The sequence below is a fragment of the Klebsiella sp. K47 genome (assembly GCF_051858335.1).
Taxonomy (GTDB): domain Bacteria; phylum Pseudomonadota; class Gammaproteobacteria; order Enterobacterales; family Enterobacteriaceae; genus Klebsiella; species Klebsiella pneumoniae.
The window spans coordinates 58099-84374 of record NZ_JBPYUI010000027.1 but is presented as its reverse complement, the minus strand read 5'-3'; the positions used below and the strand labels follow the sequence as shown (position 1 = coordinate 84374).

Here is a 26276-nt window from a genome sequence, read left to right as displayed (position 1 = left end):
ATCAGGCACGGAGCTGCGTTTATGCCGGGTGGCGGCTGCGCCTTACCCGGCCTACTCGTCCGGCTCCGACTGTCTGTAGGCCCGGCAAGCATTTATCCGCTCCGCTATTCCAGCCGCCAGCTCAGCACCGGCCAGCCGTATCCGGCACCGGCCGCCTGCAGCTGCGGACAGGGATTGACCAGCCGCACGCGATCCGCATGCAGGCACAGCGGCAGATCGTTAATGGAATCGGTATAGAACGTCACCTCGCCGTCATACTGCGGATGCGCCTCGCGCCACTGCGCCAGACGCGCCACCTTCCCCTGCTGATAGCTGGGGATCCCGGTGATTTCACCGCTGTAGCCGCCGTCGACCATCGCCACGTCAATACCCAGCGCCTGATCGATCTCCAGCGCGGCGGCCACCGCCTGCACCAGCAGGCTAACCGAGGCGGAGATAATCAGCATCTGCTCTCCCTCGGCCCGCAGACGACGAATGAGCTCCCACGCCTGCGGATAGACCCGGGGCAGGATCGCCTCGCGCACGCAGCGGGCCACTAGCGCGTCAACGTCCGACTTCGGTATTCCGGCCAGCGGCGCCTGGATCAGGGCCACATAATCGGCGATATTCATCTCTCCTCGGTCATAATCCGCCATTAGCCGTGCCTCGCGGGCAAGATACCCCTTCTGCGTCGCCAGCCCTTCGCGAACCATAAACTGGCTCCAGACCGTACTGCTATCGCCCTGTATCAGGGTGTTATCGAGATCAAAAATCGTCAGCGTGTTGCCCATGGTACTTTCCCTTACTGGTCAAAATAAGCTGCCGGGAGCATGCGTAAAAAAGATGACAGGAAAATGAACCGGACGCCGCAGCGCCCGGCTCGCCATCAGCCGGCGCGGACCTTCGCGGTGCGGAATACCAGCACGATCCCGCCGACGATCGCCATCATACCGATCATCGCCGCCGCCGGCAGCCGGTTGCCCAGCAGCAGATAATCCAGCAGCGCCGTGATCGCTGGCACCAGATAAAAGAGGCTGGTGACATTGACGATATTTCCCGCGCTCAGCAGACGGTACAGCAGTAGCTGGGCGACCACCGAAATCAGCAGCCCGAGAAACAGCACCGGAATAATCAACCCGGCGTTAACGGTAAACTGGAAGCCGCTGACCGGGGCAATTAGCAGGCACAGCCCCAGACTAACGGCATACTGCAGCGGCAGGACATCCGCCGGCGCCTGACGGCTGCGCTTTTGCCACAGCGCGCCAAAGGTCATCAGCAGCAGCGCCGCCAGCGCAAACAGGATCCCCGCCGTCGCCATCGGCGAGGCCGCCAGGCTGCGCCACACCAGCAGCACCAGCCCCGCCAGGGCAAGCAGCAGCCCTGACAGCCGCCGCCCCTGCAGGCGGCGCTCCACCACGCAAAGCGTAAGGATGGGCTGGATCCCCATGATGGTGGCGATAAGTCCCGGCGTCACGCCGTTGGCCATCGCCTCGAAGTAACAGACCGAATAGCCGCCAATCAGCATCAGACCGGTGGCCGCTGTTTGCAGGCGGGTGCCCGGCGCGGGCAGCCAGCGCCGACGGACGATAGCCAGCGGCGCCAGCGCGACCAGGGCAACCAGAAAACGAAAGACCAGCAGCGCCATCGGCGAGGTGTTATCCAGTCCCCAGCGGGTGAAGATGGCCGCGCTGCCCCACAGCAGCACAAAAAGGGCCGTTGTCGCCTGCGAGGCGAGCAGAGAATAGCGAACGTGCATAGCATGCTCCAGAACGTCAAACACAAGGTATCAAGCGTCATACCGGCAGGTAAGCGCCTGCTAAAGACGGCGTTAAGCGCCGAAAACTACCCGGTCTGGAGGGGGAGGCGGTGGGCAGAGCGTGGCGAAGCGATGATGAGGCGCAGACGTCATCCACCCCGCGTCGAAAGCGGCGCCGGGCAAAGTCTCGCTAGAGATGGCGTAATGCGTCATGGAATGCCTCGTGAAATGTTCCTGTCAGCATCCTGGCACAGACCGTTGCGAAGTGACAACTGCCCTTTATGGCTGATCCATCCCGAGGTTGTTTATTTTTAATCGTAAATAAACGTAAAGGCGGCCTCGGCTTATTCAGCCGTGGTTTTTAATCGGCTATAAAACAAAGCAGTCTGCTTGCTACTTCGAAAATAACGATATGAAGCCAAAACTGACGCATGCTCTCTTTTTAATTCCTTTTTTGTTGTTGGCAGGATGCTCCTCCTCACCGAAACAGGCAAAGAACACAAAATCTCATGCGGATATGACCATTGATAGCGGATCGGACGATCTGATCCCGGTGGTGGCGGCCCTGCATGATCAGATGCACACCTGGCAGGGAACCCCCTATGAATGGGGCGGTACTGAACAAAGCGGCGTCGACTGCTCGGGTTTCGTCTGGCGCACGCTGAAGGATCGCTTTAACCTGCCGATGGAGCGGATCACCACCCGCGAGCTGCTGCACATGGGCGTGCGGGTCAATAAGCGCGATTTACGTCCCGGCGATCTGGTGTTCTTCCGCACCCGGGCCGGGATGCACGTTGGCTTTTACGATACCGATCATAATTTCCTTCACGCCTCGAGCAGCCAGGGCGTGATGCGCTCTTCGCTGGACAACCCTTACTGGGAATCGGCGTTCTATCAGGCGCGTCGTCTGCCGAAGGAGTATAACGCGCAGATCACCATGAACAGCGACACCCTGCATCTGGCGAAGAATCGCCGCTAAAAAAAAGCCGCAGCCAGGGCTGCGGCGGGTGGTTCTGCGGTCAATCAGAACTGGTAGGTCATACCCAGCGCGACGATGTCGTCATCGTTGATGCCGAGTTTGTTATCGCTTTTCAGCTGGTTGATTTTGTAATCCACGAAGGCGTTCATGTTTTTGTTGAAGTAGTAGGTCAGGCCCACGTCGATGTAGTTAACCAGATCTTCACTCCCCACCCCTTCGATATCCTTCCCTTTCGACAGCACATAGCCGAGGGACGGACGCAGACCGAAGTCGAACTGATACTGCGCCACCGCTTCAAAGTTCTGCGCTTTGTTGGCAAAGCCGCCGCTGATCGGGGTCATCTTGCGGGTTTCAGAGTACATGGTCGCCAGGTAGATATTGTTGGCGTCATATTTCAGGCCGGTCGCCCAGGCTTCCGCTTTCGAACCCTGGCCGCGGGCCAGCAGGTTCTGATCGTTGGTACGGTCGGAGCTGGTGTAGGCCGCGCTGACGGCGAAGTCGCTGCCGCCGAAATCATAGCTTAACGAGGTGCCGACGCCGTCGCCGTTCTGTTTCTTCGCTTCACGGCCTTCGTTTTTACCCTGGTACTGCAGGGTCAGATCCAGGCCATCCACCAGACCGAAGAAGTCGGTGTTGCGGTAGGTCGCCAGGCCGCTGGCGCGCTTGGTCATAAAGTTATCGGTCTGGGCAGAGGAATCGCCGCCGAATTCCGGGAACATATCGGTCCAGGCTTCCACGTCGTACAGGGCGCCAAGGTTACGACCGTAATCGAAGGAGCCGTAGTTCTTCAGCTTCACGCCGGCGAACGCCAGACGGGTTTTCTGGCTGGAGTCGCTCTCGGTTTTGTTACCGGAGAATTCAGATTCCCAACGGCCATAGCCGGTCAGGTCGTCGTTAATCTGCGTTTCGCCTTTAATACCGAAACGCACGTAGGTCTGATCGCCATCCTTGCTGTCATAGTCGCTGAAATAGTGCATGGCTTTGATCTTGCCGTACACATCCAGCTTGTTCGCGTTCTTATTATAAACTTCCGCTGCCTGCGTCGCTGTTGAAGCCACAAAGCCCATCATCATTAATGCCAGAGTACTCTTTTTCATTATTCAGTCCTGGTGATTTATTTATACGCGCTATTCAATTGCGGGCGCTCGCCCATCAAAAACAGGAGGTTTTTTAACGCCGGGATATTAAATATTTATGACAAGATGGAACTTTTTATAAAAAAGGGTATTTAAATGTATCTGACATATTTTTGTCACATTCCCTCTCCAGAATGCCCGATCCCGCGCAATAAAATGGCGCGCCCGCCGCCCCGGGTGTTGGCAAGCGGGCCGACTCCTGCTACAACATCAGCTCGATATCGATATTCCTTTTGAACGGCAGAGAATCATGAGTGAAAGCCAGACGCTGGTGGTAAAACTGGGCACCAGTGTTTTAACAGGCGGGTCCCGTCGCCTGAACCGCGCCCATATCGTCGAGCTTGTGCGCCAGTGCGCACAGTTGCACGCCATGGGACACCGTATTGTCATCGTGACCTCCGGGGCCATTGCCGCCGGGCGCGAGCACCTTGGTTACCCGGAACTGCCCGCCACCATCGCCTCCAAGCAGCTGCTGGCGGCGGTGGGACAAAGCCGTCTGATCCAGCTGTGGGAACAGCTGTTTTCTATCTATGGCATTCACGTTGGCCAGATGCTGCTGACCCGCGCCGACATGGAAGACAGAGAACGGTTCCTCAACGCCCGCGACACTCTGCGCGCGCTGCTGGATAACAGCATCGTCCCGGTCATTAACGAAAACGACGCCGTCGCTACCGCGGAAATCAAAGTGGGCGATAACGACAATCTCTCCGCGCTGGCCGCGATCCTCGCCGGGGCGGATAAGCTGCTGCTGTTAACCGACCAGCCAGGCCTGTTCACCGCCGACCCGCGCAGCAACCCGCAGGCGGAGCTGATTAAAGACGTCTACGGCATCGACGACGCGCTGCGCGCCATCGCCGGCGATAGCGTCTCCGGACTCGGCACCGGCGGCATGGGCACCAAGCTGCAGGCCGCGGACGTCGCCTGCCGGGCGGGGATTGATACCATCATCGCCGCCGGGAACCGTCCGGACGTCATCGGCCATGCCATGGCAGGCCTGCCGGTAGGTACCTGCTTCCACGCCCAGGAGTCTCCGCTGGAGAACCGTAAGCGCTGGATCTTCGGCGCGCCGCCGGCGGGGGAAATCACCGTCGATGCGGGCGCGACCCAGGCGATCCTCGAAAGAGGCAGCTCGCTATTGCCAAAAGGGATCAAAATCGTCAGCGGCAACTTCTCCCGCGGCGAAGTGATCCGCATCCGCAATAGCGAAGGACGCGACATCGCTCACGGCGTCAGCCGCTACAACAGCGATGCGCTGCGCCTTATCGCCGGCCAGCACTCGCAGCAAATCGATGCCATTCTGGGCTATGAATACGGCCCGGTGGCCGTCCACCGCGATGATATGATCATCCGTTAAGGAGCTGAAAATGCTGGAACAAATGGGCATTGCCGCCAAAGCGGCCTCCTGGCAGCTGGCGTTACTCTCCAGCCGGGAAAAGAATCAGGTACTGGAAAAGATCGCCGATTATCTGGAAGCGCAGACCGACGTTATTCTGCGCGCCAACGCGGAAGATTTAGCCGAAGCTCGCGCCAATGGCCTGAGTGAAGCGATGCTCGATCGCCTCGCGCTGACCCCGGCGCGTCTGAGCGGCATCGCCAGCGATGTGCGCCAGGTGTGCAATCTGGCCGATCCGGTCGGCCAGGTGATCGACGGCGGGCTGCTGGACAGCGGTCTGCGTATTGAACGTCGCCGCGTCCCGCTGGGGGTGATTGGCGTGATTTATGAAGCGCGTCCTAACGTGACGGTCGACGTCGCCTCCCTGTGTCTGAAAACCGGCAACGCGGCGATCCTGCGCGGCGGGAAAGAGACCTGGCGCACCAACGCCGCCACGGTGAAGGTGATCCAGCAGGCGCTGCAGGAGTGCGGTCTGCCGGCCGCCGCGGTACAGGCTATCGAGAGCCCGGATCGCGCGCTGGTGGGCGAAATGCTGAAGATGGATAAATACATCGATATGCTGATCCCTCGCGGCGGCGCGGGCCTGCACAAGCTGTGCCGTGAGCAGTCAACGATCCCGGTGATCACCGGCGGGATTGGCGTGTGCCATATTTTCGTGGATGAAACCGCCGAGATCGCCCCCGCGCTGAAGATCATCGTCAACGCCAAGACCCAGCGGCCGAGCACCTGCAATACCGTGGAAACGCTGCTGGTGCACCGCAACATCGCCGATACCTTCCTGCCGGCGTTGAGCAAGCAGATGGCCGAGAGCGGCGTCACCCTGCACGCCGCCCCTTCCGCCCTCCCCGCGCTGCAAAACGGCCCTGCGAAAGTCGAGCCGGTGAAAGCGGAGCAGTATGACGACGAGTATCTGTCGCTGGATCTGAACGTCAAAGTGGTGGCTGATATGGATGAGGCTATCGCCCATATCCGCGAACATGGCACCCAGCACTCCGACGCCATCCTGACCCGCACCCTGCGTAACGCCAACCGCTTTATCAATGAAGTGGACTCTTCCGCGGTATATGTGAACGCCTCCACGCGCTTCACCGACGGCGGCCAGTTCGGCCTCGGCGCGGAAGTGGCGGTCAGCACCCAGAAGCTGCACGCCCGCGGCCCGATGGGGCTGGAAGCGTTAACCACCTATAAGTGGATTGGTTTCGGCGACGATACCATTCGTGCGTAAATGAGAACGGGCGATGCAAAAATAGGCAGTTGATTCCACTGGCTATTGACGCATCGCCCGCTAAGTTCTAACCTTTTGCCTCGTGATTCACGCTCGTGAACACCTCTTGCAGGGCCGATATAGCTCAGTTGGTAGAGCAGCGCATTCGTAATGCGAAGGTCGTAGGTTCGACTCCTATTATCGGCACCATTTCAAACTCTTCCCAAGTCTACCGAAATCAATTAAACCCAAGAATACTGCGCTTTGTAGCCCGGTTCTTATATTCCGTTATCAACTTGATTCAACCGAAATCAAGCACCTATTGGGGGCATAAGTGGGGGCATTCTGTGTTCGGTCCTGGGAGATGCCCCCAATGAAACTTAATGCGAGACAGGTAGACACGGCTAAACCCAGAGAGAAAGCCTATCAGCTGGCAGATGGTGCTGGTTTGTATCTTGAAGTTGTTCCCTCTGGTTCCCGATACTGGCGGATGAAATATCGCTTCAATGGAAAAGAGAAGCGTATGGCCTTTGGGGTCTATCCGGCAGTTTCCCTTGCACAAGCGAGGGCACTGCGCAATAAAGCTAAGAAAAAGCTGGCCGAGGGTATCGATCCATCGTTTGCCAAGAAATAAGAAAAGCTGGTTCGGGATGTGCGGCTCCATAATACATTTCAGGCTGTGGCGCTTGAATGGCACGGAACGAAGGTGAGCCGATGGTCAGAAGGTTATGCCTCCGATATCATCGAAGCATTCAATAAAGATATTTTCCCCTATATCGGCCAGCAGCCGGTAAATGTAATCAAACCGCTGGTTCTGCTTAATGTGCTGCGTCGAATGGTAAGCCGTGGCGCGACAGAGAAGGCCAAGAAGGTTCGCCAGCGTTGCAGCGAAGTCTTTCGTTACGCCATTGTTACCGGTCGTGCGGAATACAATTCTGCAGCGGATCTAACCAGCGCGATGTCAGGGCATGAATCGAAGCATTATCCCTTCCTGACTGTTGAGGAGTTACCAGACTTCTTTAAAGCTCTCGCAGGCTACACAGGGAGCCCGTTAGTTGTTCTTGCAGCACGTCTGCTGATCCTTACGGGAGTTCGTACCGGCGAGCTTCGAGGTGCTTTCTGGAGTGAGTTTGATCTTGAGAAGGCGGTGTGGGAAATTCCTGCCGACCGATGAAGATGAAACGGCCTCACCTTGTCCCCCTCTCTACCCAAGCACTAGAGATCGTACAGCAGCTCAAGGTGATATCTGGGCAATATCCTCTGGTGTTTCCTGGGAGGAATGATCCCCGCAAAACGATGAGCGAAGCGAGCATTAATCAGGTATTCAAACGGATTGGATACAAGGGGAAGGTAACTGGACACGGTTTTCGCCACACGATGAGTACGATTTTGCATGAGGAAGGATTCAATACGGCATGGATTGAAACCCAGCTTGCTCACGTTGATAAGAATTCTATTCGCGGGACGTATAACCATGCTAAGTATCTTGAAGGTAGAAGAGATATGATGCAGTGGTATGCGGATTATATAAGCCAATTCGGAAAATCGAAACTAATACATGCCTCTTAATAATATTTATTAATGAGGGAATTGTTCTTTTATGAACAAGGGAAAATTATCCGTAGAGCGCTCACTCAGGGAAGCGCTCCAGATCAAAAATTCTATTTTTTTGTTGCTGATGGAAAATCCCGCTGCTTTTGGTTTTTAAAAGTTTTTTCCTTGCTGAAGCATCAGCAACAAAAGTGCGGCTTTTCCATTTTTTTGAGGGCGACCAGCTGATTTCGTCATAATGAGAACGAATCATTTTGTAAGCGCCACTCAGTTCAATCGCCAAAGTTTCTTTCAGAAGTACACTGAAACCTTTCAATTGGCTAATACCAATCTTCTTCCTGGATTTATCATCTGTAGGGTTAGTCCTGTGGGCGAAAAATAATCACAGTACAAAACCATTATCTTTTCACGCACCTAGCGGTCACGCCGTACAGTTTCCTTTTCGGCATCATTTGCATGCTGATAATAAGTAGACATATAGCAACGGCACTCAATTACCGGACACCTATTTCCGGTAGATCCGACTTTCTGGCGTATGACGACTTTCCGGAAGTGTACCATGGTCAGGTAATCATGAAAGCGGCTAATTCCCTTGCGCGAACAACGCTGACACCCCATGTCTGATATCATGCCAAATCCGCATCACCCCTGGTGTATAGGTCGCGAAACCGGTTCGTTTCACATAAATTCCCAGGGATGTTTTTTGAAGATCCGGAACTACCTTTTTTCGGATCTCAGGAGAAATAAGAAGAGAGAACAGAAGGCGTAGCAATCCCGGCATCACTTTCCGTAGTTATAGATTCATCACAAACATATGCGTCAAAGGATAAATTTAATAACACATTTCATTGATGCTAGGTTAGCATGGCGAACAAAACAAACATGAAAGGAACGTTGATGCTCAGCCAGCTTAACCTGCGTTTTCACAAAAAGCTGATCGAGGCGCTGAAAGTGCGCGCCGGTCGCGAAAATACTTCGGTCAACGCCCTGGCCGAACGCTTCCTCGATGACGGCCTGAAAACAGTCGCGCCCGGCGACGGGTATTTTCAGCTGGTTGCCGATCCGGAGGCCACGGTCCGGCAGCTGTACCGGCATATCATTCTCGGCCAGACCTTCGGCACCGCGCCCGTTTCCCGGGACGAGCTGCGCTTCATCCTGGCCTATGCCCGGGAAGCCTTTCTGTGCGGCCGGAACAGGGTGGCCACGCTCCCGGCCCTGCGCACCCTGCTCGACATCACCCGGGACCTGCTGGCCTGGCAGGCTGAGAACGACCGTCCGGTGGACGGACATTACCTTAAAGGGATCTTCCGCCTGGCCGGGGAGAGCTGGACGGAAGAATTTGACGCCTTCCTGGCGGCGCTGAGCCCCGTGGTGGATCAGATGTATGCCGAACACCTGCTGCGCCCGCTGGAAAGCGACTGTTTTGTCCTGGCGGACGTGCCGGACGCCGTGCTGGGGGAAATCTTCACCCTGCCACGGCTGAAAGCCATTTTCCCCCTGGTCCTGCGCGGGCTGGACTGGAGCACACAGAAAGCGACAGCGCTGGCGCAGGATCTGCGCCCGGTGATCCCGGCCGTGACGCAAACCATCGAAGCCGGCACCCTGCGCCTCGATATCCGCATTGACGGCCAGCATCCCGGCGAGCGCCCGGGCGCCTGGTACAATACACCCCGACTGCACCTGCTCATCACCGGCCAGGACTTCGTGGTGCCGTACGGGTGGGAAGCCTTCTCCGAACTGCTGGGGCTGTTCACGCTGTACGCCCGTCATCCTGAAGCCCTGGCGCACGGCCACCAGGGTGAGCGCGTGATGTTCTCCCCGCCGGGAAACGTCACGCCGGAGGGATTCTTCGGCATCGACGGGCTGCGGGTTTTTATGCCGGCAGAGGCCTTTGAGTTGCTGGTCAGCCAGATGACAAGTGACACGGTTACCGGTCAGCTGGCAGACGCCCTTAACGGCCTGCGCTGCCTGTATGGAGATTTGTGAGGAGAGGCTTATGTACAATAACCTTCCGGCCCTGAGTGAGAGTATCCTTTGGGATGACAACCTTCTGGCTACAGACTATACGGAACTGGATGCAGAAGCACTGGGAAGTGCGTTAAGGAGCTACCTTCAGGCTGTCAGTGTTCTGCGCGGGGAGTGGCATCCCCTGCATGACTCTCCGCTCAGCCTGTGGATTGCCCGTCACGATCAACTGGCTCTTTATCGCCCCGGCCTGCTGTCGGCTGAACGCATCATCCTGACCGATACACTGGAGGAAGCGGTGCTACGCCTTGATACCATTGAGTCATCGGAAGCGATGGATCAGCTGATACATTACAATGCAACCGATCGGCTGGCAGATATCAGGACCGGCGTGGCGCAGTTCGTGCGTTTTGTGAAGGACAATTTTCTGCTGATCCAGGCCGGCTTTATTGCCTTCACACCCTGTGAATCAGTCCGGCAGGAGCAGGAGCGTAAGATGCAGCTCCTGCAGGATAATCCCGACCGGCATTTCCTTAACGCCGTGATGCCCGCAGAGGTGGTCCGGCTGTACGAGAGGAGCGTGAAGGTGCGGGGGGTCAGACGGGTCAGCAATGAAGGGCATATCCGCTTCGTGTCAGAAAAAACACTGCCGGACGAAATCATGCTGGAGCTGCGGGACTGTCAGAGCCCTTTTACCAATGCCTATATGTACCAGGAGCTGCAGCCAGTCGAAGTGGAAGAAGACGGCAGATTCAGGGCAAGGATCACCCGCGGTAAACACGAAAGCCGTAAAGGGTATGACCGATGGGTGCGCGGGGCCATGAACCGGAGTATCTACTTTCATTATCACGGGCTGCTGACTGATATCAGTCAGTCAGCCCGGGCCGGCGCCTCACTTGTCACCCGCTGTCCGCTGCAGGGCAAAATCCTGCAGAAACTCGACGCATCCGGGAGACTGTCACGCAGAATGCTTGAGGTTGAACTCCCGTTTCTGCAGAACTTGTCGCTTCACGACATTTTCCGCATCCGCACCGATTATGAGCCGAGCGTAACAGCCTTCAGACGCACGCTGCGTGACTGTGCGGTTGAAATGGAGCGGGCATCTGGACCGGCGGAGATCAGCCTGCTGCAGCAGCGTTTCCGGGAGCGAATTGCTGATGAAGGGCTGGATGATCTGCAGCAGAAACTTGCCACATGGAAGCGGCGGAGTATACAGGACACAGCCCTGCTCGCCGTGCCGGCTGTGCTGGGTTACATGGGGGCGCCTTCATTGCTCAATCTGGCCGCCGGAGCGGCCAGTCTTCTGCAGGCCGCGCTGAGTGCCCACCGTCATCATCAGGAGGTTATCCATCATCCGTCCTGGTTTCTCCTGCGCACCACAGATATTCAGCGGCTAAAAAAATAGCGCCGTAGCAGGATGGGGGAAGCTCCCTTTCAGGCAGGTGTACATTTCGGTAATTAACGTCTGCTCTGTGCCAGGAGCGGACATTACTGACACAAACACAACCAGCAAATGGATTACCGGGCAGCCCGGGGGCGACATTTCCGGGAGACAATCAACTGGAAACATTTTAATGTGAGAGTTTATGCAGGTCACAGCGTATGTATTACCATATGCCATTGGAAGAATGATGCATGCTACCTTTGAGTGTGGAATAACCAGAAGCCTATTGCGCCGGAGGATGTCTTGCCATGTTGACCGATCTCAGCAGAGATGAAAGTAAAAGACTTGCGGCAATCGACTTGTTGAAAAATCCTGACAAGGGCCGGGATGATGCGTTAAAAAAATATACTCATCTAATATGCCAATTGCTGAACATGCCGATGGGCTTTGTTTCTGTTCTCGATGAAGAAAAGCAATACATCAAATCAGCCCAAAATGTTGCCGTCACGGAAATCAGCCTGAGCGAGGCATTTTGCGTACAGACCCAGGAACAGAGTAAGACATTCATTTGTCATGACACTCATCAGCACCCTACCTTTCGTGACTATCACGCGGTGAAAGAGGCTCCATTCATTCGCTTTTATGCAGGCTGCCCACTTAAAACCCAGGATGGAGTACCCATAGGTACCTTGTGTATCCTCGATACTCAGCCTAGGGAACTTTCAGACGAGCAGCTCGATCTTTTTGAAAAGATTGCAGGACTTATATCGGATTTTCTGGCCTCGTGGCACTCCGTCGGCTACCTCGATATAGTCACGCTATTACCAAACCGGCAGCGACTGCTGAAGGATATAGAGGTTTCAACTGAAGGCGCATTCAGGCTCGTCATTATTGATTGTATTGATATGCCATTAGCCTACGAAATGGCTCGCTCACTCGGTATGACTGCCGTAGAAAATCTACTTCGTAATATGGTCGCAGAGCTGCAGATCCGCCTGCCTTTAGAAGGGCCGCTCTACGCCGTGGCAGTTGGACGATTTGCCTTTTTTACCCATAAGGAAAAAACTCGGACATTAGAAGATATCTCTCAAAGCCTTCAGGGGATCCAGGCCAGGTTTACCCCTGAAGTTCCCCTTGATCTGGATATTCACATGGGTGACTCCGGGCTTTGCGATAAATCTCTGACATCGAATGAAATACTGCGCCGTGCAGTCAGCGCATTGCATGAAGGGATAAGTCAGGGGCGCCGGTTTACAGTTTATGATGACGCACTGGATAGCCGTAAGAAGACTGATTTCAGCCTTCTTACTGAAGTTAGACAAGCGCTACAAGAAAACCAGGGCTTATATCTGGTTTATCAGCCGAAAATCTCACTGGTGACAGGGCGTGTGACGGGAGCCGAAGCTTTGCTTAGATGGCAACATCCTAAAAACGGCGAAGTGTTGCCGGGTGTGTTTATTCCTCTGGTCGAAAAGACCAGCCTGATGCGTGAACTCACAGCATGGGTTATCGATCACACGATTGTGCAACTGAGTGCCTGGCAAAGCCGTGGAGTTTCTTTACCTGTGTCGATTAATCTGGCTGCCAGTGATTTTTCAAGACCAGATTTCTGCGATGAGCTGGAACAGAAAATGCTGGACGCGCGTCTGGATCCCGCCCTGCTGGGGGTGGAGTGTCTGGAAACCGAGAAGATGCTGGAAAGCCCCGCTGCACTTATCGGCCTGGACATGCTCAAACAACGCGGATTTAAAATATCTCTGGATGATTTTGGTTCCGGATACAGCAACATTAATTACCTGCGACAAATCCCGATGGACATCATCAAGCTTGACCGCTCTATTGTGAGTAAGGTTGCTGGCGACAATGCCAGCCGCATCATTGTTCGCAACGTTATCACACTCCTCAAGCAGCTCGACTATATCGTTCTGGCCGAAGGAGTCGAGGACGCCAGGACCGTTGATATTTTAAGAAGGCTGGGCTGCGATGAAGTTCAGGGCTATTTTTTTGCCAAACCGATGACCCCTGATGCTTTTGAAACCTGGTATCACGGCAGAGACGAAGCCTTAAAGTGAACGAGTATTAAGTAAAAACGTATGCTCGCCTGTCCGTAATATATAAATAAGAAGGGAGCTGGTCACCCTGACCTGCTCTTCATTGATTATCAGCGGCCGGTTTTAGTTCTGCATCCGGGTAATCATGACAAATTCTCACTTCCGTTTCTCGCTCACAGTGGACCTTTAGCAGCAGATAGCTGTCTGCTATGTGACATAAGCGGATAGCTTAACCTGGAAAGGTCCTTGATCAGACATTGTGTAACCTTTTATTGTTTGGTAAATGCAGCAGGAGTACGTTCGATGGCTAAAATGTTTAGCACTAATAGCTCGTCTTAGTTCGCTACAAGCTCCAAACCTCCTGACGTTTCTACGGAAAAGAGAGTTTAAACTGGGTGGACTATGATGTTTAGATAAGAATCATAGTACAATGCGATAGTTCCGAGGTTTTAGCTAGGTAATGCGGTAACAACTATATCCTATCAAGTCGATGTACTTATTCGGTTCAGTATTTTTACATTGACAATTCCGTGAAATTATGAGCAAATTGATTGTGTAATAATTTTATTGTCTTTGATTAGTTTTAATGCAGGATTCATAAAAATCATTAATCTTAGCTAGGAATTATAATTATGCACGCAATTCTTCAACAGTATGTCCAAGATCTCTCTGCTCAATTTGAAATTGAAGCTGAAGAGTCGAAGCTATTTGAATATTTTTGTAACTATGTCATAGCATCAAAAAAATATTTGGGTAGATTCAATCCAATCGACATCACCACACAAGAAGATGATGCCTCATTGGATGGTGTGATATTTATAGTTGATGGGGAATTGATATATAATGTTGACGATGCTGAGGCAGCATTTAATACTTACAAAACATCATTACCCGTTGAAATAATTCTTACACAAGCAAAATCTGGGGAAAGTTTCTTAAAGAGTGATATATCAAATTTTAAGGTAGGTATAGAAGACTTTCTAAGTTTAGAACCTAAACTTCCAAATGGCATTTATAACACCCAAGCAATTGAAATTCTTAAGTTAATTTTTAAAAATGTCAAAAAAATACATAATAAAAAACCTTCGCTAACGATAAACTTTTGTTCTAGTGGGACATATAATGCAGAGAGAGAGATCGAAGCAACGTTAGATATAATCAAACGTTTTTGCATTGAGACTGACTATTTCAGCAAGGTGGAAGTTAAACCATTAGGTAGAAAGGAGTTGATGGACTTATGGATATCGCTCACAGAAAAAAATGAAGCGGAACTGCAGTTAATTGACTACATCGGTATTGAATCCATGCCGGGTATTCCTCAATCATATATTGCGACTGTTAAAGCCAAGCACTTCATTGAAAAAATAGCAATGGATGAAGACGGAAAGATTAAAGAGTCTGTTTTTGAAGAGAATATAAGGGCTTTTCTTGGTGGTGAGAATAAAGTAAATAAAAAAATCTCAGAGACAATAACAGACGATGAAATAAAATCTAAGCAATTCCCAGTTTTAAATAATGGAGTGACAATTATCTCTCCAGAATTGTCTATTCAGCCGAATACAAAAGTGATAAACCTTACTAATTACCAAATAATAAATGGTTGCCAAACGACTAATACGTTGCATCATCACTATAATCAAATCAATGATGATGTAAGATTAATAGTAAAATTTATTGAATCACAAGATGCAGATGTTGCTAGTAGAATCATTGAAGCTACTAATAGTCAGTCCGCTATTGAGGGAGAAGCTTTTTTAGCGCTTAAAGAAAAAGCGAGGATGGTACAAAAGTTTTTTGACCTAAAGCGTAAGGACGATACGTTAGAGAGTCTATATTTTGAGCGCAGAGAAAATGAATATCGTGGTCACGATATCCAATCAACAAGGATTTATGATATCAAAGAATTAGCTAGATGTTTTATATCCGTATTTAAGGCCGATCCTCATAATGCCGCGAGATATGTGAAGAAAGTTTTGAATCAAAAGGCATCTGGACAAAAAAACCCTGACCAACAAGTGGCAGACCAACAAGAAGTGGCAGACCAACAAGCGGCAGACCAACAAGAAGCAGCAGACCAACAAGTATCTGAAAAAAAAGAAGATGTTATATTTAACCCTTCAGACAACGAGTGCGCTTACTTCGCTTCTGTTTATATACGCTATAAGTATAATACAATGATTAACGGTAAAAGAGAAAATGCGCAAAGATATAACAAATACCGGTGGCATATCGCAATGCTGTACCCTTGGGTGGTTCACGGTAAAGTCGAAAAAATAGAACCAAACTCAAAAAAAAATAAATAACTACTGCGATAAAATAATCAAAAGCTTTAAAAGTGATGCTTATATTGCACATTTCTCTAAATGTCACCAGATTATAGACGCAGTAGTTAATGACAGTAATGGTGATGTGACAGATGACCAACTGAAAAGGTCTAGATTTACATCGGCATTGATAGATAAAGCACGAAATCTACTTGGTTAAAATATTTAATTATGCCGAGTAAAAAGGAAAGCTAAAGTTAGAGAGCTTTAGCTTTATTTATATTAATAAAATATTATATAGCCGAAAGATGCCATAAAGGCAATGTCCGCTCTTCGCTCATAAGGGACAACCATACTCAAATCTCCCACATTGCAGGAGATTTGAGTATGAACACGTCACCGTGGAATAAAGACCGTATCATAGGCCAAAAAAGACCACTTCAGATATCTCATATCTGGGGGATTCGAATCCGGCTTGAACTGGAAGGTAAAACGCGTGATTTAGCTCTGTTCAATATGGCCTTAGACAGTAAGCTACGAGGCTGCGATCTGGTGAGCCTCAAAGTATCTGATGTTGCATATGGTAGCTCGGTTTCAAGCAGAGCTACGGTGCTGCAACAGAAAACCGGTAGCCCTGTGCAATTTGAGATAACCAAAGGGACAAGAGAAGCTGTTGCTGCATTGATAAAGCTTGGCAATTTGCACAGCAAAGACTTCTTGTTTCGGTCTCGGATCGGAACTAACCGGCACATATCAACCCGACAATACAGCCGAATTTTTCATGGGTGGGTAGAAAAGCTTGGTCTCGAAGCTTCGCTTTACAGCACACATTCCATGAGAAGAACAAAACCTTACTTGATATACAAGAAAACCAAGAATCTCCGGGTGATCCAACTTCTGTTGGGCCATAAGAAACTGGAAAGCACAGTCCGTTATCTGGGCATCGAAGTCGATGATGCGTTAGAGATATCTGAATCGATTGAAGTCTAAGGTTGTCAGGGCTGCAACAGCAGCCCTGTGCCAAATGCTGACGCTCAGGAATTGAGTTTCAGGTACTTTAAAAGCGAGGCTAGCGACTCGACAGGTCCAGCGTGACAACTAGGTGAGCGGGTTTCATCCCAGGGCATTGCATCATCAGTGCAGAAGTCTCCTGCACATTCCATGTCAAGACGTTCGTCAATTAAACCAACAGGAACCCAGACATAAGGTACGTCTCGCAGACTGTTAGGCACAGTTGAGCCACATACATTGCAAAAATCTGTACGGTACCCCGTTGGCTTAGACCATGAAGCAATGCAGTTTTCCCCTTTAATCCAGCGAAACTCACTGTCTTTGACTAGTGTGGCGAGATTGTAACCCACACCGCTCTGCTTTCTGCAAAGCGAGCAATGACAACGATAAAACACTGCTGGTTTATGAGTAAGTTCAAATTCAATTGTTCCACACAAACAAGATCCATTCATTTGAAAACCATTCCTGCAAGGTCTAAGAGATTTTATGAAACATTACCATCTTTTTTGTACTGAATAGGAGCGCTCTTTTTGGCAACTCAAAATCAGCTATCAGTCGGTCTGAATATCCGCTCTTCGCTCAAGGCGGACAGTTTGGCCTGCGCCAGAAGTATGCCATTCAGACAAAAATTTACTTTATCACCTGCCTTCTTGATCTCTCTTAACCAGGAATCAGCACAGATCCTACTTTGCCTTTTTTCGGATCTCAGGAAAGCAATCGCCGCCAGCACCCCGAACCCGACCAACGAGCAGGTCCGTCAGCACCTCGGCGGCGGCTCCCTGTCCCACATTTCCCCGGTGATGCGCGCGTTCCGCGCCCGCCAGCGCGAGCAGGCCGCTGAACAGGCCACGCCCCTGCCTGCAGAGCTGGCGCAGCTGCTGACAGGCCAGCTGGGGCTGCTGTGGCAGGCCGCGGTAAAACAGGCTGAAGCCGGAGCCCTGGCGGCGCGCGAGCAGGCCGACGACGACATTGCCCGGGCCGACCAGGAGCGGGATGAGGCCCTGGCGAACGTGGCCGCGCTGGAAAGCGAGCTGGCGGTGCTGCGCGAGCAGGTGGCCCGCCTGACCGCCACCGGCGAACACCTGGCGGCGCAGCTGCAGGACACGAAAGCGGAGCTGAAGGAAGCCCGGGAGGACGGCCGTCAGCTTCAGACCGAACTGCTGGCCCTGGCCCGCCAGGACGGGAAGGTGAAGAAATGAATGCGGACACCCGGGCCCGCGTGAAGGCCTTCCGTCGTGCGCTGGAGCTGGCTGCCCGTGAACGGTCCGGCGAGCCGGTACCGTCCGTCTGGCGTGACGTAGTGAAGGATTTCCCGGACGGTTGCTGCGAGCTGGCCAGCCAGACGCTGGCGGAATATCTGACGGAAGACGGCAGCAAACTGCATCCCTATATTATCGGCATGCAGTGGGATGACGGTCCTGACAGACACGGCCACGTCATTGTCGCCCTGGACGGGGAGTACATCGACCTGACGCTGGATCAGTTTGACGGGTATCACGACCGGATTGTGGCGGAGCCCATTGAGTACGGCGGGCAGATTGCGGGATTTATTCAGAAGGTCCGGGCCCACGGCGGGAAACTCAGCACGCGTGAACTGACGTTCGACGGCATTCCGGACCAGGCGTATAAACTGTATGCCTGGCTTAAGGAGGTGGCGGACGATCTGCTCGCTGCATCAGGAAAGGGCAGGGCACCTGACAGTATGCCCCTGCTGGTCTCCACGGAGAACCCTCCTCAGTACCGCGCCGGAACAGTTGCCGGTGCGTCAGATACGGCCACTCAGGTCACCGGGCAGAAAAAACGGCGGCCAATGACGCACGTGGGGATCATTACAGAATGCTACCGGCCCCGCGAGGTCAGGCTGCGGGAAACGGACACCCAGTGGGTCAGTGAGTGCGGCCTGCGCTTCAGAAAGGACACCGGCGCGGCGACCGGAAGCGGCGTCTGGAGTGCAAACCGCCTTGATTTGAAGAGCATCCGGGAAATCCAGTCTGAAGATTAACGGTCGAAGATGCCGGACAGGCGCACCAACCCTTCGCGGCCGCTTCCACTCAGTGCGAACACAACCTGCCGGATCAGGATGACGGCAGGATTTGCACCCGATGTGCTAACCGCCTCGCCTCTTCCTGATCCCGGTATTCATTCGCCTTTTTCATCATCTCTGCCGTTGGCTCCGGCAGTTTTTCAAAGAATTCCTTAAATCGTTTAGCGACCGACTGCAGAGAAACACTGTCCGTGCGGGCAGTATTCTGATTCGTATAAACCAGGCGGGCAAGGGGTCTGGTCAGCTCCTTCCCTTCCATAAATCGTTTGAAGATCCAGAGATAAATATCAACCAGCTCCAGCCCTGCACTCTGCGTTCCCGACTGGAAGACCAGCGGTTTAGCCGGCATGTTCTTCATATCCATAACCGGTAAACCAGGTCCGAGTGCCCAGGGCTGTTCACGGATCTGGTAATAGAACTGACTCAGCTCCCGCTGGGTGGTATTAAACTGTGACTGCTGGTCCACAATGATATCGGCTCTTCGGTTTGGCGCTCCCAGGCGGGAACAGATACCGTGCAACACTGACTGGAACCCTATCATGTTAGGCATGATCTGCAGCTTTTCCTTACCGGTTTTGCAGTTATAACCCAGCTCGTCAAAGTGGACCATCGCCCAGGACAACGCATCGGTTATCAGTTCAACCGAACGGGGATCTCTCAGAGTATGCACCCGTGCAAGTAACTCCCTGCAGACCTCACTGAACAGGGATGAGGAACGTTCATCATGGGCTTCGTGACGTGCACGCCACGCTTTTGCAGCCAGTTCATCATCAAACAGGTTTGCCAGGTTCAGCAGTAGCGGGTACCGCAGTGGGGTCCAGTAAGCAGTCCAGGGCACTACCGGATTCAATCCCTGATCGAACACCTGGTCGAAGAACGAAATAATGGCGTGATCCCGTTTAACCACCTGCCAGATATCAAACCGTATCCGGTGCTTCTTCTGCAGGACAAGCAGTGTATCAACCACCTCATCAAGGCGGTGCATGCCCAGTTCTGCGGCGTGCAGGCGCTGTACCCCCAGTTTCTTACGCAAGGCAGCAAGATCTGCTTCGGCAACCTTGTCCAGGTCATCCGGTGAGGAAAGCACGCCGTAGGAAAGTACGGGCTGGGTGCGGTCAAAAAGATTGGGACCGGTATGACCGGTTTCATCCACATAAAAATGCATGCTGGGTTCCTTACTCAGGCTGGTGTAAGCGAAACGATATTGTTTACGCGACAGTAAATCCTTACTGTCAGTGTGTGCAAGAGATTCGTTTAAGCTATTGATTGGTTCTGGGGAAAAATTGTGCACAAAAAAGCAGCAATATGTAACTTTATGAAAGGCTATGTGCATTTTCTCCGAAAAAATGATGGTGTTCTTTTACGTCTCGGATTAGAAAGGAGATGAAATAATGAATCGCCACGGATAATCTAGACACTTCTGAGCCGTTGATAATATAGGTTTTCATATTCAGCCGGTGGCATCTGCTCGCTCGAACCATGCCGACGCTTACTGTTATAAAACATTTCGATATAATCAAAAATATCGCTTCTGGCTTCGTCTCTCGTTCCGTAGATCCTTTTCTTAATCCGTTCGCGTTTCAGTAGCTGGAAAAAGCTTTCCGCAACCGCGTTGTCGTGGCAGTTACCGCGACGACTCATGCTGCCTTCCAGACCGTGTGATTTCAGGAACGACTGCCACTCATGGCTCGTGTACTGACTACCCTGATCAGAGTGAACCAGTACCTGCTTTTGAGGATTACGCCTCCACACCGCCATAAGTAAGGCGTTCAGGACAATCTCTTTTGTCATGCGGGGTTGCATTGACCAGCCGATAACTTTTCGGGAGAACAGGTCAACCACCACGGCCAGATACAGCCAGCCTTCGTGGGTTCGGATGTAGGTTATGTCCGTCACCCAACGCTCATCCGGTGAGTCCGGATTGAACTGCCGCTGGAGCCTGTTGGGTGTCACGATACTGGCTTCGCCTTTACGTGCTCGTGGGCTACGGTACCCAACCTGAGCTTTTATTCCGGCACGCTTCATCAGCCGCCAGACCCGGTTCACTCCGCACTGCTGTCCGGTATCACGCAGATCGAGATGGATCTTGCGATAACCATAGACGCAGCCAGACTCAAGCCAGAACTGTTTGATTTGCCCGGTCAGCATCCGATCTGTCTGGTGACGCTGCGAATGTGGCTGCTGAAGCCAGAAATAAAATCCACTCGGATGGACATCCAGAACCCGACAGAGCAAACGAACAGGCCAGCAACGGCTGTTGTCGCGGATAAAGGCGTACCTCAGTCGGACAGCTTTGCGAAGTACGCCGCGGCTTTTTTTAATATGTCCCGTTCGTCCGTAACCAGCTTCAACTCTTTCTGAAGACGGCGGATCTCGGCCTGAGCATCTGACTGTTCATTATGAGTGGAAGAATCCGGGCCGTACTTCTTTATCCAGGCGTAAAGACTGTGAGTGGTGATATCGAGACGTGTTGCAACACTGGAGTTAGTAACGTCCGCTTCACGCCCTGAGACATTCGACAAGCTTTTTACGGCATTAGTAAGGGAGATTTTCACTCTTCCAGTGCCAGAAAGTATCTCGCTTCGTCGTACCGGGTTTTGGTCTTCCAGCAACGGTAAATGATCCTTATCCATTTGAATGCTTGAGCCCGGATGAATGCTATCGGAACGACCGTCGAGAATCTGTATCTGCGGCACCTCGAAAATGGATGCCTACCGATGTTCTCTGGTACAGGCAAGAAAGTCGATAGAGTAGAAATGTACAATACAACAGCCACGACAATACAAATCGCCCGATGAAATTCATCAGGCGTTATAAGGCTGAAAAGTTCCTACCTGTTCTTTGATTAGTGAATTTACGCCTAATGGAGCAGTAGATCATTGAGGAAACGTCGCGCGCGCGGATGTTGTGGCGCGGTGAAGAATTTATCCGGATCAGCCTTTTCCAGTATTTGTCCCTGATCCATAAACCAGATCGTATCGGCTACGTCACGCGCAAAGTTCATTTCATGAGTCACGCACATCATGGTCATCCCTTCCTGCGCCAGCCCGCGCATCACGCTCAGCACCTCGCCGACCATCTCCGGGTCGAGTGCAGATGTCGGTTCGTCAAACAGCATGACAGGCGGCTTCATCGCCAGCGCCCGGGCGATAGCCACCCGCTGCTGCTGGCCGCCGGAAAGCTGTGCCGGATAAACGTCGGCCTTGTGCGATAGTCCCACCCTTTCCAGCAGTTCCCCGGCATGACGTCGGGCTTCCGAACGCTTCTCGCCGAGAACTTTCACTGGCGACATCATGATATTTTCCAGCACCGAAACGTGCGGAAACAGATTGAAACTCTGGAAGACAAAGCCGATTCTCGTACGCAGCTGGTTCAGCCTGGTGCTCGAGCCATGAATATCGACGCCGTCAAACAGGATCTGTCCCTTTTCGATGGGCTCAAGACGGTTGACCGTCCGGATTAACGTCGATTTGCCGGATCCGGAAGGACCGCACACCACCACCACTTCACCGCTTTTTATTTCGGCGCTGACGTCGGTCAGGGCCTGATATTCCCCGTACCATTTATTCACCTGATTGAACAGAATCATCGGTCGCATGGTTGCTCCTTATTGAGTTTGTGATGGTGATGGGTCGAGAACCAGCGGCATGACCGGCTTTCCCATAGCGGACTGTGCACGTTGCCTCCTGCTGGCAATACGCAGCTCCAGGCGATTGGCCAGCCACGTCAGGCTAAAATTAATGATGTAGTAGCTCAGCGCTACGATGGCAAAGACCTGGAACGGTTTTGTCAGCAGCTGATTACTGACCTGGTTGGCCGCATAGGTCAGCTCCGGAACGTTAATAACGTAGCCGAGGGTACTATCTTTGATAATCGACACCAGTTGACTGACTAGACTTGGCAGCGCGTTGTACAACGCCTGCGGTAGAATCACCAGGCGCAGAGCCCGCACATGCCCCATTCCCAGCGCACGGGAGGCTTCATATTGCCCTGAAGGCAGCGCCTGGATCCCGCCGCGCACAATTTCAGCGATGTAGGTGCTCTCGTAGATAACCAGCGTACACAGCATCGTGCTGAAGCCGCTAATATTGTGGCCAATCAGCAACGGCACGCAGAAATAGGTCCAGAACACCACCATCATCAGAGGAATACCGCGTAGCAGATAGATCCAGCAGGTGACCGGCCAGCTCAGCCAGCGCCACGGAGAGAGGCGAGCGAGGCACAACAGCACGCCGACCGGGAAGGCGAACAGCACTGCCAGCAGCGACACCAGCAAGGTACACAGCACACCGCCAAGCGGACCATCAGGATATTGCCCCATCAGCAACAACAGGCCGTTATCATGCAGAATCGTGAAAAAATCAAACATACATATTACCTCGCATACGCGCGCTGAAAGCGACGGGCCAGCAGCGCCCCCATCCCCATCAGCAACAAAGAGAAGGCCAGGTAGCCTACCGTCGCCACCATATAAGCTTCGAAGGTACGGAAGGTCTGGTTTTCAATATCGCGCGTTACGTAAGTCAACTCGGTGACGCCAATGACCATTGCAAGGCTGGTATTTTTAAACAGCAGCACGGTGTGGTTAATCACCGATGGCAACGCATTACGGATCCCTTGTGGCAGAATCACCAGCCACATGGCGCGCAAATATCCCATTCCCAGCGCCCTCGCCGCTTCATTCTGGCCTTCGGGGATGGCACGCAGACCGCTGCGGATGTCTTCAGAGAAATAGGCCGCCTGGCACAATCCCAGCGCGACCAGCGAGAACAGAAACTCCGCATTCATCTCGTTGACCCACATCTGCAACGACTCAGGCAGCAGCGTCGGAATCGCGAAATACCACATCATCAGCTGAATAAGCGTCGGTACATTGCGGTGATAGGATACATACGCCGCGACCAAAAGCTGCGCGAAGCGCTTGTTGCTCAGACGGATCATCACCAGCACCAGCGCAATAAACATGGCCAGCAGCCATGCACCCAACGCCAGTTCCAGAGTGACGACGGTGCCATCAATAATCATCTGGCCGTAGTGGCCAGTCATCACGTTACTGAAGTCGAGTGCCATATATCCTCCTCGTTTGCCGTCATTCAGGACTCACGGTCACCAGGACGCATCGTGGATAGCCCACCGGGTACCTGCAGCGTCGGCGTGATCTCAATATTGCCGATGTTGACTGCCACCGGCGCGGCGAGCGCAAAGGCCACGCAGTCGGCGATATCTTTTGCTTCCGGGAGCTCGAAACCATCGATAAAGCGACGGCGGGCCTCTTCATGATCGCCGGATACGTTACCGAATATCTCCGTCGCCACCCGCCCCGGGCAAATTTCGGTAATTCGTACCCGCTTGCCATAGCAATCGACGCGCAGCTGACGCGACAGCGCGTGCACTCCTGCTTTGGTGGCGTGATAGATGGAATTGCCATTGAAGTTATAAATCGCAGCGATGGAGGTAATATTAATGACGTGACCGCAGTCGCGCGCCACCATTCCCGGTACCAACAGACGACACAGGTGCAGCACGGCACGCAGGTTGACATCCACCTGGGTGTTGACCCAGTCGGCCTCGGCATCGAGAATCGATCCCGGATGAGAAACGCCGGCGTTGTTCACCAGAATATCGACCTGCAGACCCTGGCACAGTGCGGTCAGCGCCGATAGATCGCCGACGTCGACGGCGTGGGGAATGCAGCCAGTTCTGTCCGCCAGGGCGGCAAGCTGTTCATGGCGACGTGCTACCGCGTGAACCTCAATGCCTTCCTGACAAAGGCGTTCGACAATCGCTTCCCCCATCCCAGCGGAAGCGCCGGTCACCAGGGCCACTTTATAATCTGAAAATGGCATATGAGCCTCTCCTGTTGCGGCAGACCGATCTGCCTTTGACGTTGTTTTTCTGACTGTATGCAGTTATGTCCAACGGGGATAAGACATAAATAGTTTGGCCCGATAAGGGGTCCTTATAACTTCGCGGAAGCGGCATCCGTGGGCAGCAGCAGCGCGATCTCGCTGCCGTACTCCAGCCGGCTCCCCGCCGGCGCCACAAGGTTTTTGAGCGTCCCGGCCACCGGGCTGCGCACCGGCAAATAGAGCGGCCCGACCTGCACCAGCGCGAGGATATCGTTCGGCGCAACATGCTGCCCCTCGCTGACGAACGCCTCCCCATGGCTGGGATGGCTCAGCAACAGGCGTCCCGGCATCGGGGAACACACCGATAGCGGGCGGATTTCGGCCGCCAGCGGCGGCAGAGGCGGCGGTTCGGCCATCGTTTTGCCACTGGGGTAGCGCAGGCGAACCGACCAGTCCGCGCCGCGCCACTCAAGCTCCCGCAGTCCGGCGTTATGCATCTTCTGCGCCAGCTGGCGCACGTCCTCAAAAGCTATCAGTTCTTTTTCCATCATGATTCCATCGCGCAAGGGTCAGAGCACGGCTGTGCCGCGCGCCAGAGTAGTGACTCTAGCGCGGGGATCGGAAGGGTTGATAAGAGGGTTTCGCTTTGAGGCAATAAGGGGGACTTATTATCCCACCAGGGTTAGCGGCCGGTTGTCCTCAGTCCGCTGCGCCATCAGGGAGAGCAAAATCCCCTTCACCGCCTCTGCGGGCTGTGAAAGCGGCAGATGATCGGACATACAGAACGAGAGCGAAGTGAGTACATTGGGTTCGACAATTCTCGCCATCCAGGCATTGGCGGGCTGGAGCATGGTGCGCGCCGCGGACTCCGGCATGATGGTGCCGCCGAGATCCGCCGCCAGCGCGGCGTTAAGCGTGGTCAAAGATTCAATCTCGCACTTCACCCGGTAGCTCAGTCCGGCCAGGGTAAAGGCGTCGTCCGCGGCTTTACGCATAATGTTATAAATCCGCGGTAGAAACAGATCGTAGCGGGCGACCTCCGCCAGGGAGATTTCGCGCCGGGACTCCCCCAGCGCGTGCGGACAGACGAAAAAAAGTTCTTCTTTCATCAGCGGTAGAAAACGCAATCCATGAATATCACGGTCACCGTAGATAACCGCCATATCCATCCGACCGCTCATAATCAATTCGCTGAGAGTGGTGCCAAAATTTTCATTGAAATAGAGCACAATCCCGGGATGCTGGCGCTGGACTTCTGTCAGCAGCGGGATCGCCAGCAGTTGGGCAGCTGTGCCCGGCGCCAGCCCGACAGAAACCTGACCGCTCAGGGCCTGGCCTGCACCGTCGATGGCGCTTTGCGCCTGCTCGCATTGGCGCAGAATCGCCTGAGCGTGGGTATAGAGAATTTTTCCGGCGTTGGTTGGCGTGACCCCTCGTTTGGTACGAATTAATAGCTGCTGATCGACTTCGCCTTCCAGAGTCGCCAGCTGCTGGCTGAGCGCCGGCTGAGCGATATGCAGAATGTCAGCGGCCTGCGTCAGGCTCCCGACGTCGACGATTTTAATGAAATATTTCAGGCGGCGAAGATTCATAGTAGCAGTCCCACATCAATACGTATCTCTGATGGCAAGCAAGATCGGTGCCATAGCCTAAGAGCACCACAGGCAGCCAATAGCGCCGCCATTTTCAGGCATCCCACGCTTCAACGCC

23 protein-coding genes, 1 tRNA gene and 1 pseudogene are annotated in these 26276 nt (G+C 53.2%); 12 read left to right on the top strand and 13 right to left on the bottom strand.

Annotated elements, in window-relative coordinates:
• Window positions 1-104 precede the first annotated feature (104 nt).
• Together RRF55_RS22290 and RRF55_RS22285 are read right to left on the bottom strand one after the other, a co-directional pair.
• Window positions 105-770, bottom strand: a complete 666-nt coding sequence (locus RRF55_RS22290; protein ID WP_004177299.1) for an HAD family hydrolase — start codon at window positions 768-770, stop codon at window positions 105-107.
• A gap of 95 nt (window positions 771-865) precedes the next feature.
• Window positions 866-1735: a DMT family transporter gene (locus tag RRF55_RS22285; RefSeq protein ID WP_048331625.1), complete on the bottom strand. Its 870-nt coding sequence runs from the start codon at window positions 1733-1735 to the stop codon at window positions 866-868.
• 412 nt (window positions 1736-2147) lie between these two features.
• On the opposite strand from RRF55_RS22285, the gene RRF55_RS22280 reads away from it, so the two are divergent.
• Window positions 2148-2714: a C40 family peptidase gene (locus tag RRF55_RS22280; protein WP_004191825.1), complete on the top strand. Its 567-nt coding sequence runs from the start codon at window positions 2148-2150 to the stop codon at window positions 2712-2714.
• 44 nt (window positions 2715-2758) lie between these two features.
• Here RRF55_RS22280 and phoE read toward each other — a convergent pair whose 3' ends face one another.
• Complete coding sequence (phoE, locus tag RRF55_RS22275; RefSeq protein WP_004144576.1) at window positions 2759-3811, bottom strand: phosphoporin PhoE; 1053 nt, start codon at window positions 3809-3811, stop codon at window positions 2759-2761.
• A gap of 289 nt (window positions 3812-4100) precedes the next feature.
• On the opposite strand from phoE, the gene proB reads away from it, so the two are divergent.
• The 4 genes and pseudogenes from proB (at window position 4101) to RRF55_RS22255 (ending at window position 8016) form a co-directional block, all read left to right on the top strand.
• Window positions 4101-5204, top strand: coding sequence for a glutamate 5-kinase (proB, locus tag RRF55_RS22270; RefSeq protein WP_004144574.1), 1104 nt, complete (start codon window positions 4101-4103; stop codon window positions 5202-5204).
• 10 nt (window positions 5205-5214) lie between these two features.
• Window positions 5215-6468, top strand: a complete 1254-nt coding sequence (gene proA / locus RRF55_RS22265; protein WP_023283266.1) for a glutamate-5-semialdehyde dehydrogenase — start codon at window positions 5215-5217, stop codon at window positions 6466-6468.
• A 113-nt stretch (window positions 6469-6581) separates the two neighbouring features.
• Window positions 6582-6657 (top strand) — tRNA-Thr (locus RRF55_RS22260).
• A 163-nt stretch (window positions 6658-6820) separates the two neighbouring features.
• Window positions 6821-8016, top strand: a pseudogene (locus RRF55_RS22255) (tyrosine-type recombinase/integrase).
• A 61-nt stretch (window positions 8017-8077) separates the two neighbouring features.
• Here RRF55_RS22255 and RRF55_RS22250 read toward each other — a convergent pair.
• Window positions 8078-8281: a hypothetical protein gene (locus tag RRF55_RS22250; protein WP_130953190.1), complete on the bottom strand. Its 204-nt coding sequence runs from the start codon at window positions 8279-8281 to the stop codon at window positions 8078-8080.
• A 614-nt stretch (window positions 8282-8895) separates the two neighbouring features.
• Between RRF55_RS22250 and pifC the strand changes: the two genes are divergently transcribed.
• The 5 genes from pifC (at window position 8896) to RRF55_RS22225 (ending at window position 16652) form a co-directional block, all read left to right on the top strand.
• Entirely contained in the window at window positions 8896-9984 is a 1089-nt protein-coding gene (gene pifC, locus RRF55_RS22245) for a transcriptional repressor PifC (protein ID WP_032638120.1), read from the top strand.
• A 10-nt stretch (window positions 9985-9994) separates the two neighbouring features.
• Complete coding sequence (locus tag RRF55_RS22240; protein ID WP_063160997.1) at window positions 9995-11368, top strand: hypothetical protein; 1374 nt, start codon at window positions 9995-9997, stop codon at window positions 11366-11368.
• Between the two features lie 287 nt (window positions 11369-11655).
• Window positions 11656-13419, top strand: coding sequence for a sensor domain-containing phosphodiesterase (locus RRF55_RS22235; RefSeq protein WP_064151304.1), 1764 nt, complete (start codon window positions 11656-11658; stop codon window positions 13417-13419).
• A gap of 611 nt (window positions 13420-14030) precedes the next feature.
• Complete coding sequence (locus RRF55_RS22230; protein WP_439419168.1) at window positions 14031-15701, top strand: AIPR family protein; 1671 nt, start codon at window positions 14031-14033, stop codon at window positions 15699-15701.
• Window positions 15702-16049: 348 nt separating this feature from the next.
• A complete protein-coding gene (locus tag RRF55_RS22225) occupies window positions 16050-16652 on the top strand; it encodes a site-specific integrase (protein WP_024906933.1) in 603 nt (200 codons plus the stop codon).
• Between the two features lie 44 nt (window positions 16653-16696).
• Here the strand turns inward: RRF55_RS22225 and RRF55_RS22220 are convergent, their stop codons facing one another.
• A complete protein-coding gene (locus RRF55_RS22220; RefSeq protein ID WP_114265531.1) occupies window positions 16697-17125 on the bottom strand; it encodes a GFA family protein in 429 nt (142 codons plus the stop codon).
• A 228-nt stretch (window positions 17126-17353) separates the two neighbouring features.
• Between RRF55_RS22220 and RRF55_RS22215 the strand changes: the two genes are divergently transcribed.
• Window positions 17354-17872, top strand: a complete 519-nt coding sequence (locus RRF55_RS22215) for a DNA-binding protein (RefSeq protein WP_064277264.1) — start codon at window positions 17354-17356, stop codon at window positions 17870-17872.
• Entirely contained in the window at window positions 17869-18675 is an 807-nt protein-coding gene (locus RRF55_RS22210; protein WP_064277217.1) for a hypothetical protein, read from the top strand. The genes RRF55_RS22215 and RRF55_RS22210 overlap by 4 nt, the downstream gene beginning before the upstream one ends.
• 73 nt (window positions 18676-18748) lie before the next feature.
• Here RRF55_RS22210 and RRF55_RS22205 read toward each other — a convergent pair whose 3' ends face one another.
• The 8 genes from RRF55_RS22205 to nac form a co-directional block, all read right to left on the bottom strand.
• A complete protein-coding gene (locus RRF55_RS22205; RefSeq protein WP_064277216.1) occupies window positions 18749-19882 on the bottom strand; it encodes a DUF3800 domain-containing protein in 1134 nt (377 codons plus the stop codon).
• Window positions 19883-20127: 245 nt separating this feature from the next.
• A protein-coding gene (locus RRF55_RS22200; RefSeq protein WP_251892738.1) for an IS3 family transposase occupies window positions 20128-21239 on the bottom strand; the annotation gives its coding sequence in 2 pieces (ribosomal slippage) (window positions 20128-21029 and window positions 21029-21239; 1113 coding nt in all).
• A 338-nt stretch (window positions 21240-21577) separates the two neighbouring features.
• Window positions 21578-22315, bottom strand: coding sequence for an amino acid ABC transporter ATP-binding protein (locus tag RRF55_RS22195; RefSeq protein ID WP_020316552.1), 738 nt, complete (start codon window positions 22313-22315; stop codon window positions 21578-21580).
• A gap of 9 nt (window positions 22316-22324) precedes the next feature.
• Window positions 22325-23086, bottom strand: coding sequence for an amino acid ABC transporter permease (locus RRF55_RS22190; RefSeq protein ID WP_004222855.1), 762 nt, complete (start codon window positions 23084-23086; stop codon window positions 22325-22327).
• Window positions 23087-23091: 5 nt separating this feature from the next.
• A complete protein-coding gene (locus RRF55_RS22185) occupies window positions 23092-23787 on the bottom strand; it encodes an amino acid ABC transporter permease (protein WP_004222853.1) in 696 nt (231 codons plus the stop codon).
• A gap of 23 nt (window positions 23788-23810) precedes the next feature.
• The gene (locus RRF55_RS22180) at window positions 23811-24563 is read right to left on the bottom strand and encodes an SDR family oxidoreductase (protein WP_046042675.1); all 753 of its coding nucleotides are present in this window, start codon (window positions 24561-24563) and stop codon (window positions 23811-23813) included.
• A 113-nt stretch (window positions 24564-24676) separates the two neighbouring features.
• On the bottom strand, window positions 24677-25117 hold the full coding sequence (locus RRF55_RS22175) for an acetyl-CoA carboxylase biotin carboxyl carrier protein (protein WP_224322346.1): 441 nt from the start codon (window positions 25115-25117) through the stop codon (window positions 24677-24679).
• Between the two features lie 117 nt (window positions 25118-25234).
• Entirely contained in the window at window positions 25235-26158 is a 924-nt protein-coding gene (nac, locus tag RRF55_RS22170) for a nitrogen assimilation transcriptional regulator NAC (RefSeq protein ID WP_004222846.1), read from the bottom strand.
• Between the last annotated feature and the right edge of the window lie 118 nt (window positions 26159-26276).

Excerpts from the sequence above, each read along its gene's own strand:
- RRF55_RS22225 (WP_024906933.1), top strand. The coding sequence starts at position 16,050 with ATGAACACGTCACCGTGGAATAAAGACCGTATCATAGGCCAAAAAAGA.
- proB (WP_004144574.1), top strand. The coding sequence starts at position 4,101 with ATGAGTGAAAGCCAGACGCTGGTGGTAAAACTGGGCACCAGTGTTTTA.
- RRF55_RS22205 (WP_064277216.1), bottom strand. The coding sequence starts at position 19,882 with ATGCATTTTTATGTGGATGAAACCGGTCATACCGGTCCCAATCTTTTT.
- phoE (WP_004144576.1), bottom strand. The coding sequence starts at position 3,811 with ATGAAAAAGAGTACTCTGGCATTAATGATGATGGGCTTTGTGGCTTCA.
- pifC (WP_032638120.1), top strand. The coding sequence starts at position 8,896 with ATGCTCAGCCAGCTTAACCTGCGTTTTCACAAAAAGCTGATCGAGGCG.
- RRF55_RS22290 (WP_004177299.1), bottom strand. The coding sequence starts at position 770 with ATGGGCAACACGCTGACGATTTTTGATCTCGATAACACCCTGATACAG.
- RRF55_RS22220 (WP_114265531.1), bottom strand. The coding sequence starts at position 17,125 with ATGAATGGATCTTGTTTGTGTGGAACAATTGAATTTGAACTTACTCAT.
- nac (WP_004222846.1), bottom strand. The coding sequence starts at position 26,158 with ATGAATCTTCGCCGCCTGAAATATTTCATTAAAATCGTCGACGTCGGG.
- RRF55_RS22280 (WP_004191825.1), top strand. The coding sequence starts at position 2,148 with ATGAAGCCAAAACTGACGCATGCTCTCTTTTTAATTCCTTTTTTGTTG.
- RRF55_RS22235 (WP_064151304.1), top strand. The coding sequence starts at position 11,656 with ATGTTGACCGATCTCAGCAGAGATGAAAGTAAAAGACTTGCGGCAATC.
- RRF55_RS22190 (WP_004222855.1), bottom strand. The coding sequence starts at position 23,086 with ATGTTTGATTTTTTCACGATTCTGCATGATAACGGCCTGTTGTTGCTG.
- RRF55_RS22180 (WP_046042675.1), bottom strand. The coding sequence starts at position 24,563 with ATGCCATTTTCAGATTATAAAGTGGCCCTGGTGACCGGCGCTTCCGCT.
- RRF55_RS22185 (WP_004222853.1), bottom strand. The coding sequence starts at position 23,787 with ATGGCACTCGACTTCAGTAACGTGATGACTGGCCACTACGGCCAGATG.
- RRF55_RS22240 (WP_063160997.1), top strand. The coding sequence starts at position 9,995 with ATGTACAATAACCTTCCGGCCCTGAGTGAGAGTATCCTTTGGGATGAC.
- RRF55_RS22285 (WP_048331625.1), bottom strand. The coding sequence starts at position 1,735 with ATGCACGTTCGCTATTCTCTGCTCGCCTCGCAGGCGACAACGGCCCTT.
- RRF55_RS22210 (WP_064277217.1), top strand. The coding sequence starts at position 17,869 with ATGAATGCGGACACCCGGGCCCGCGTGAAGGCCTTCCGTCGTGCGCTG.
- RRF55_RS22195 (WP_020316552.1), bottom strand. The coding sequence starts at position 22,315 with ATGCGACCGATGATTCTGTTCAATCAGGTGAATAAATGGTACGGGGAA.
- proA (WP_023283266.1), top strand. The coding sequence starts at position 5,215 with ATGCTGGAACAAATGGGCATTGCCGCCAAAGCGGCCTCCTGGCAGCTG.
- RRF55_RS22230 (WP_439419168.1), top strand. The coding sequence starts at position 14,031 with ATGCACGCAATTCTTCAACAGTATGTCCAAGATCTCTCTGCTCAATTT.
- RRF55_RS22175 (WP_224322346.1), bottom strand. The coding sequence starts at position 25,117 with ATGATGGAAAAAGAACTGATAGCTTTTGAGGACGTGCGCCAGCTGGCG.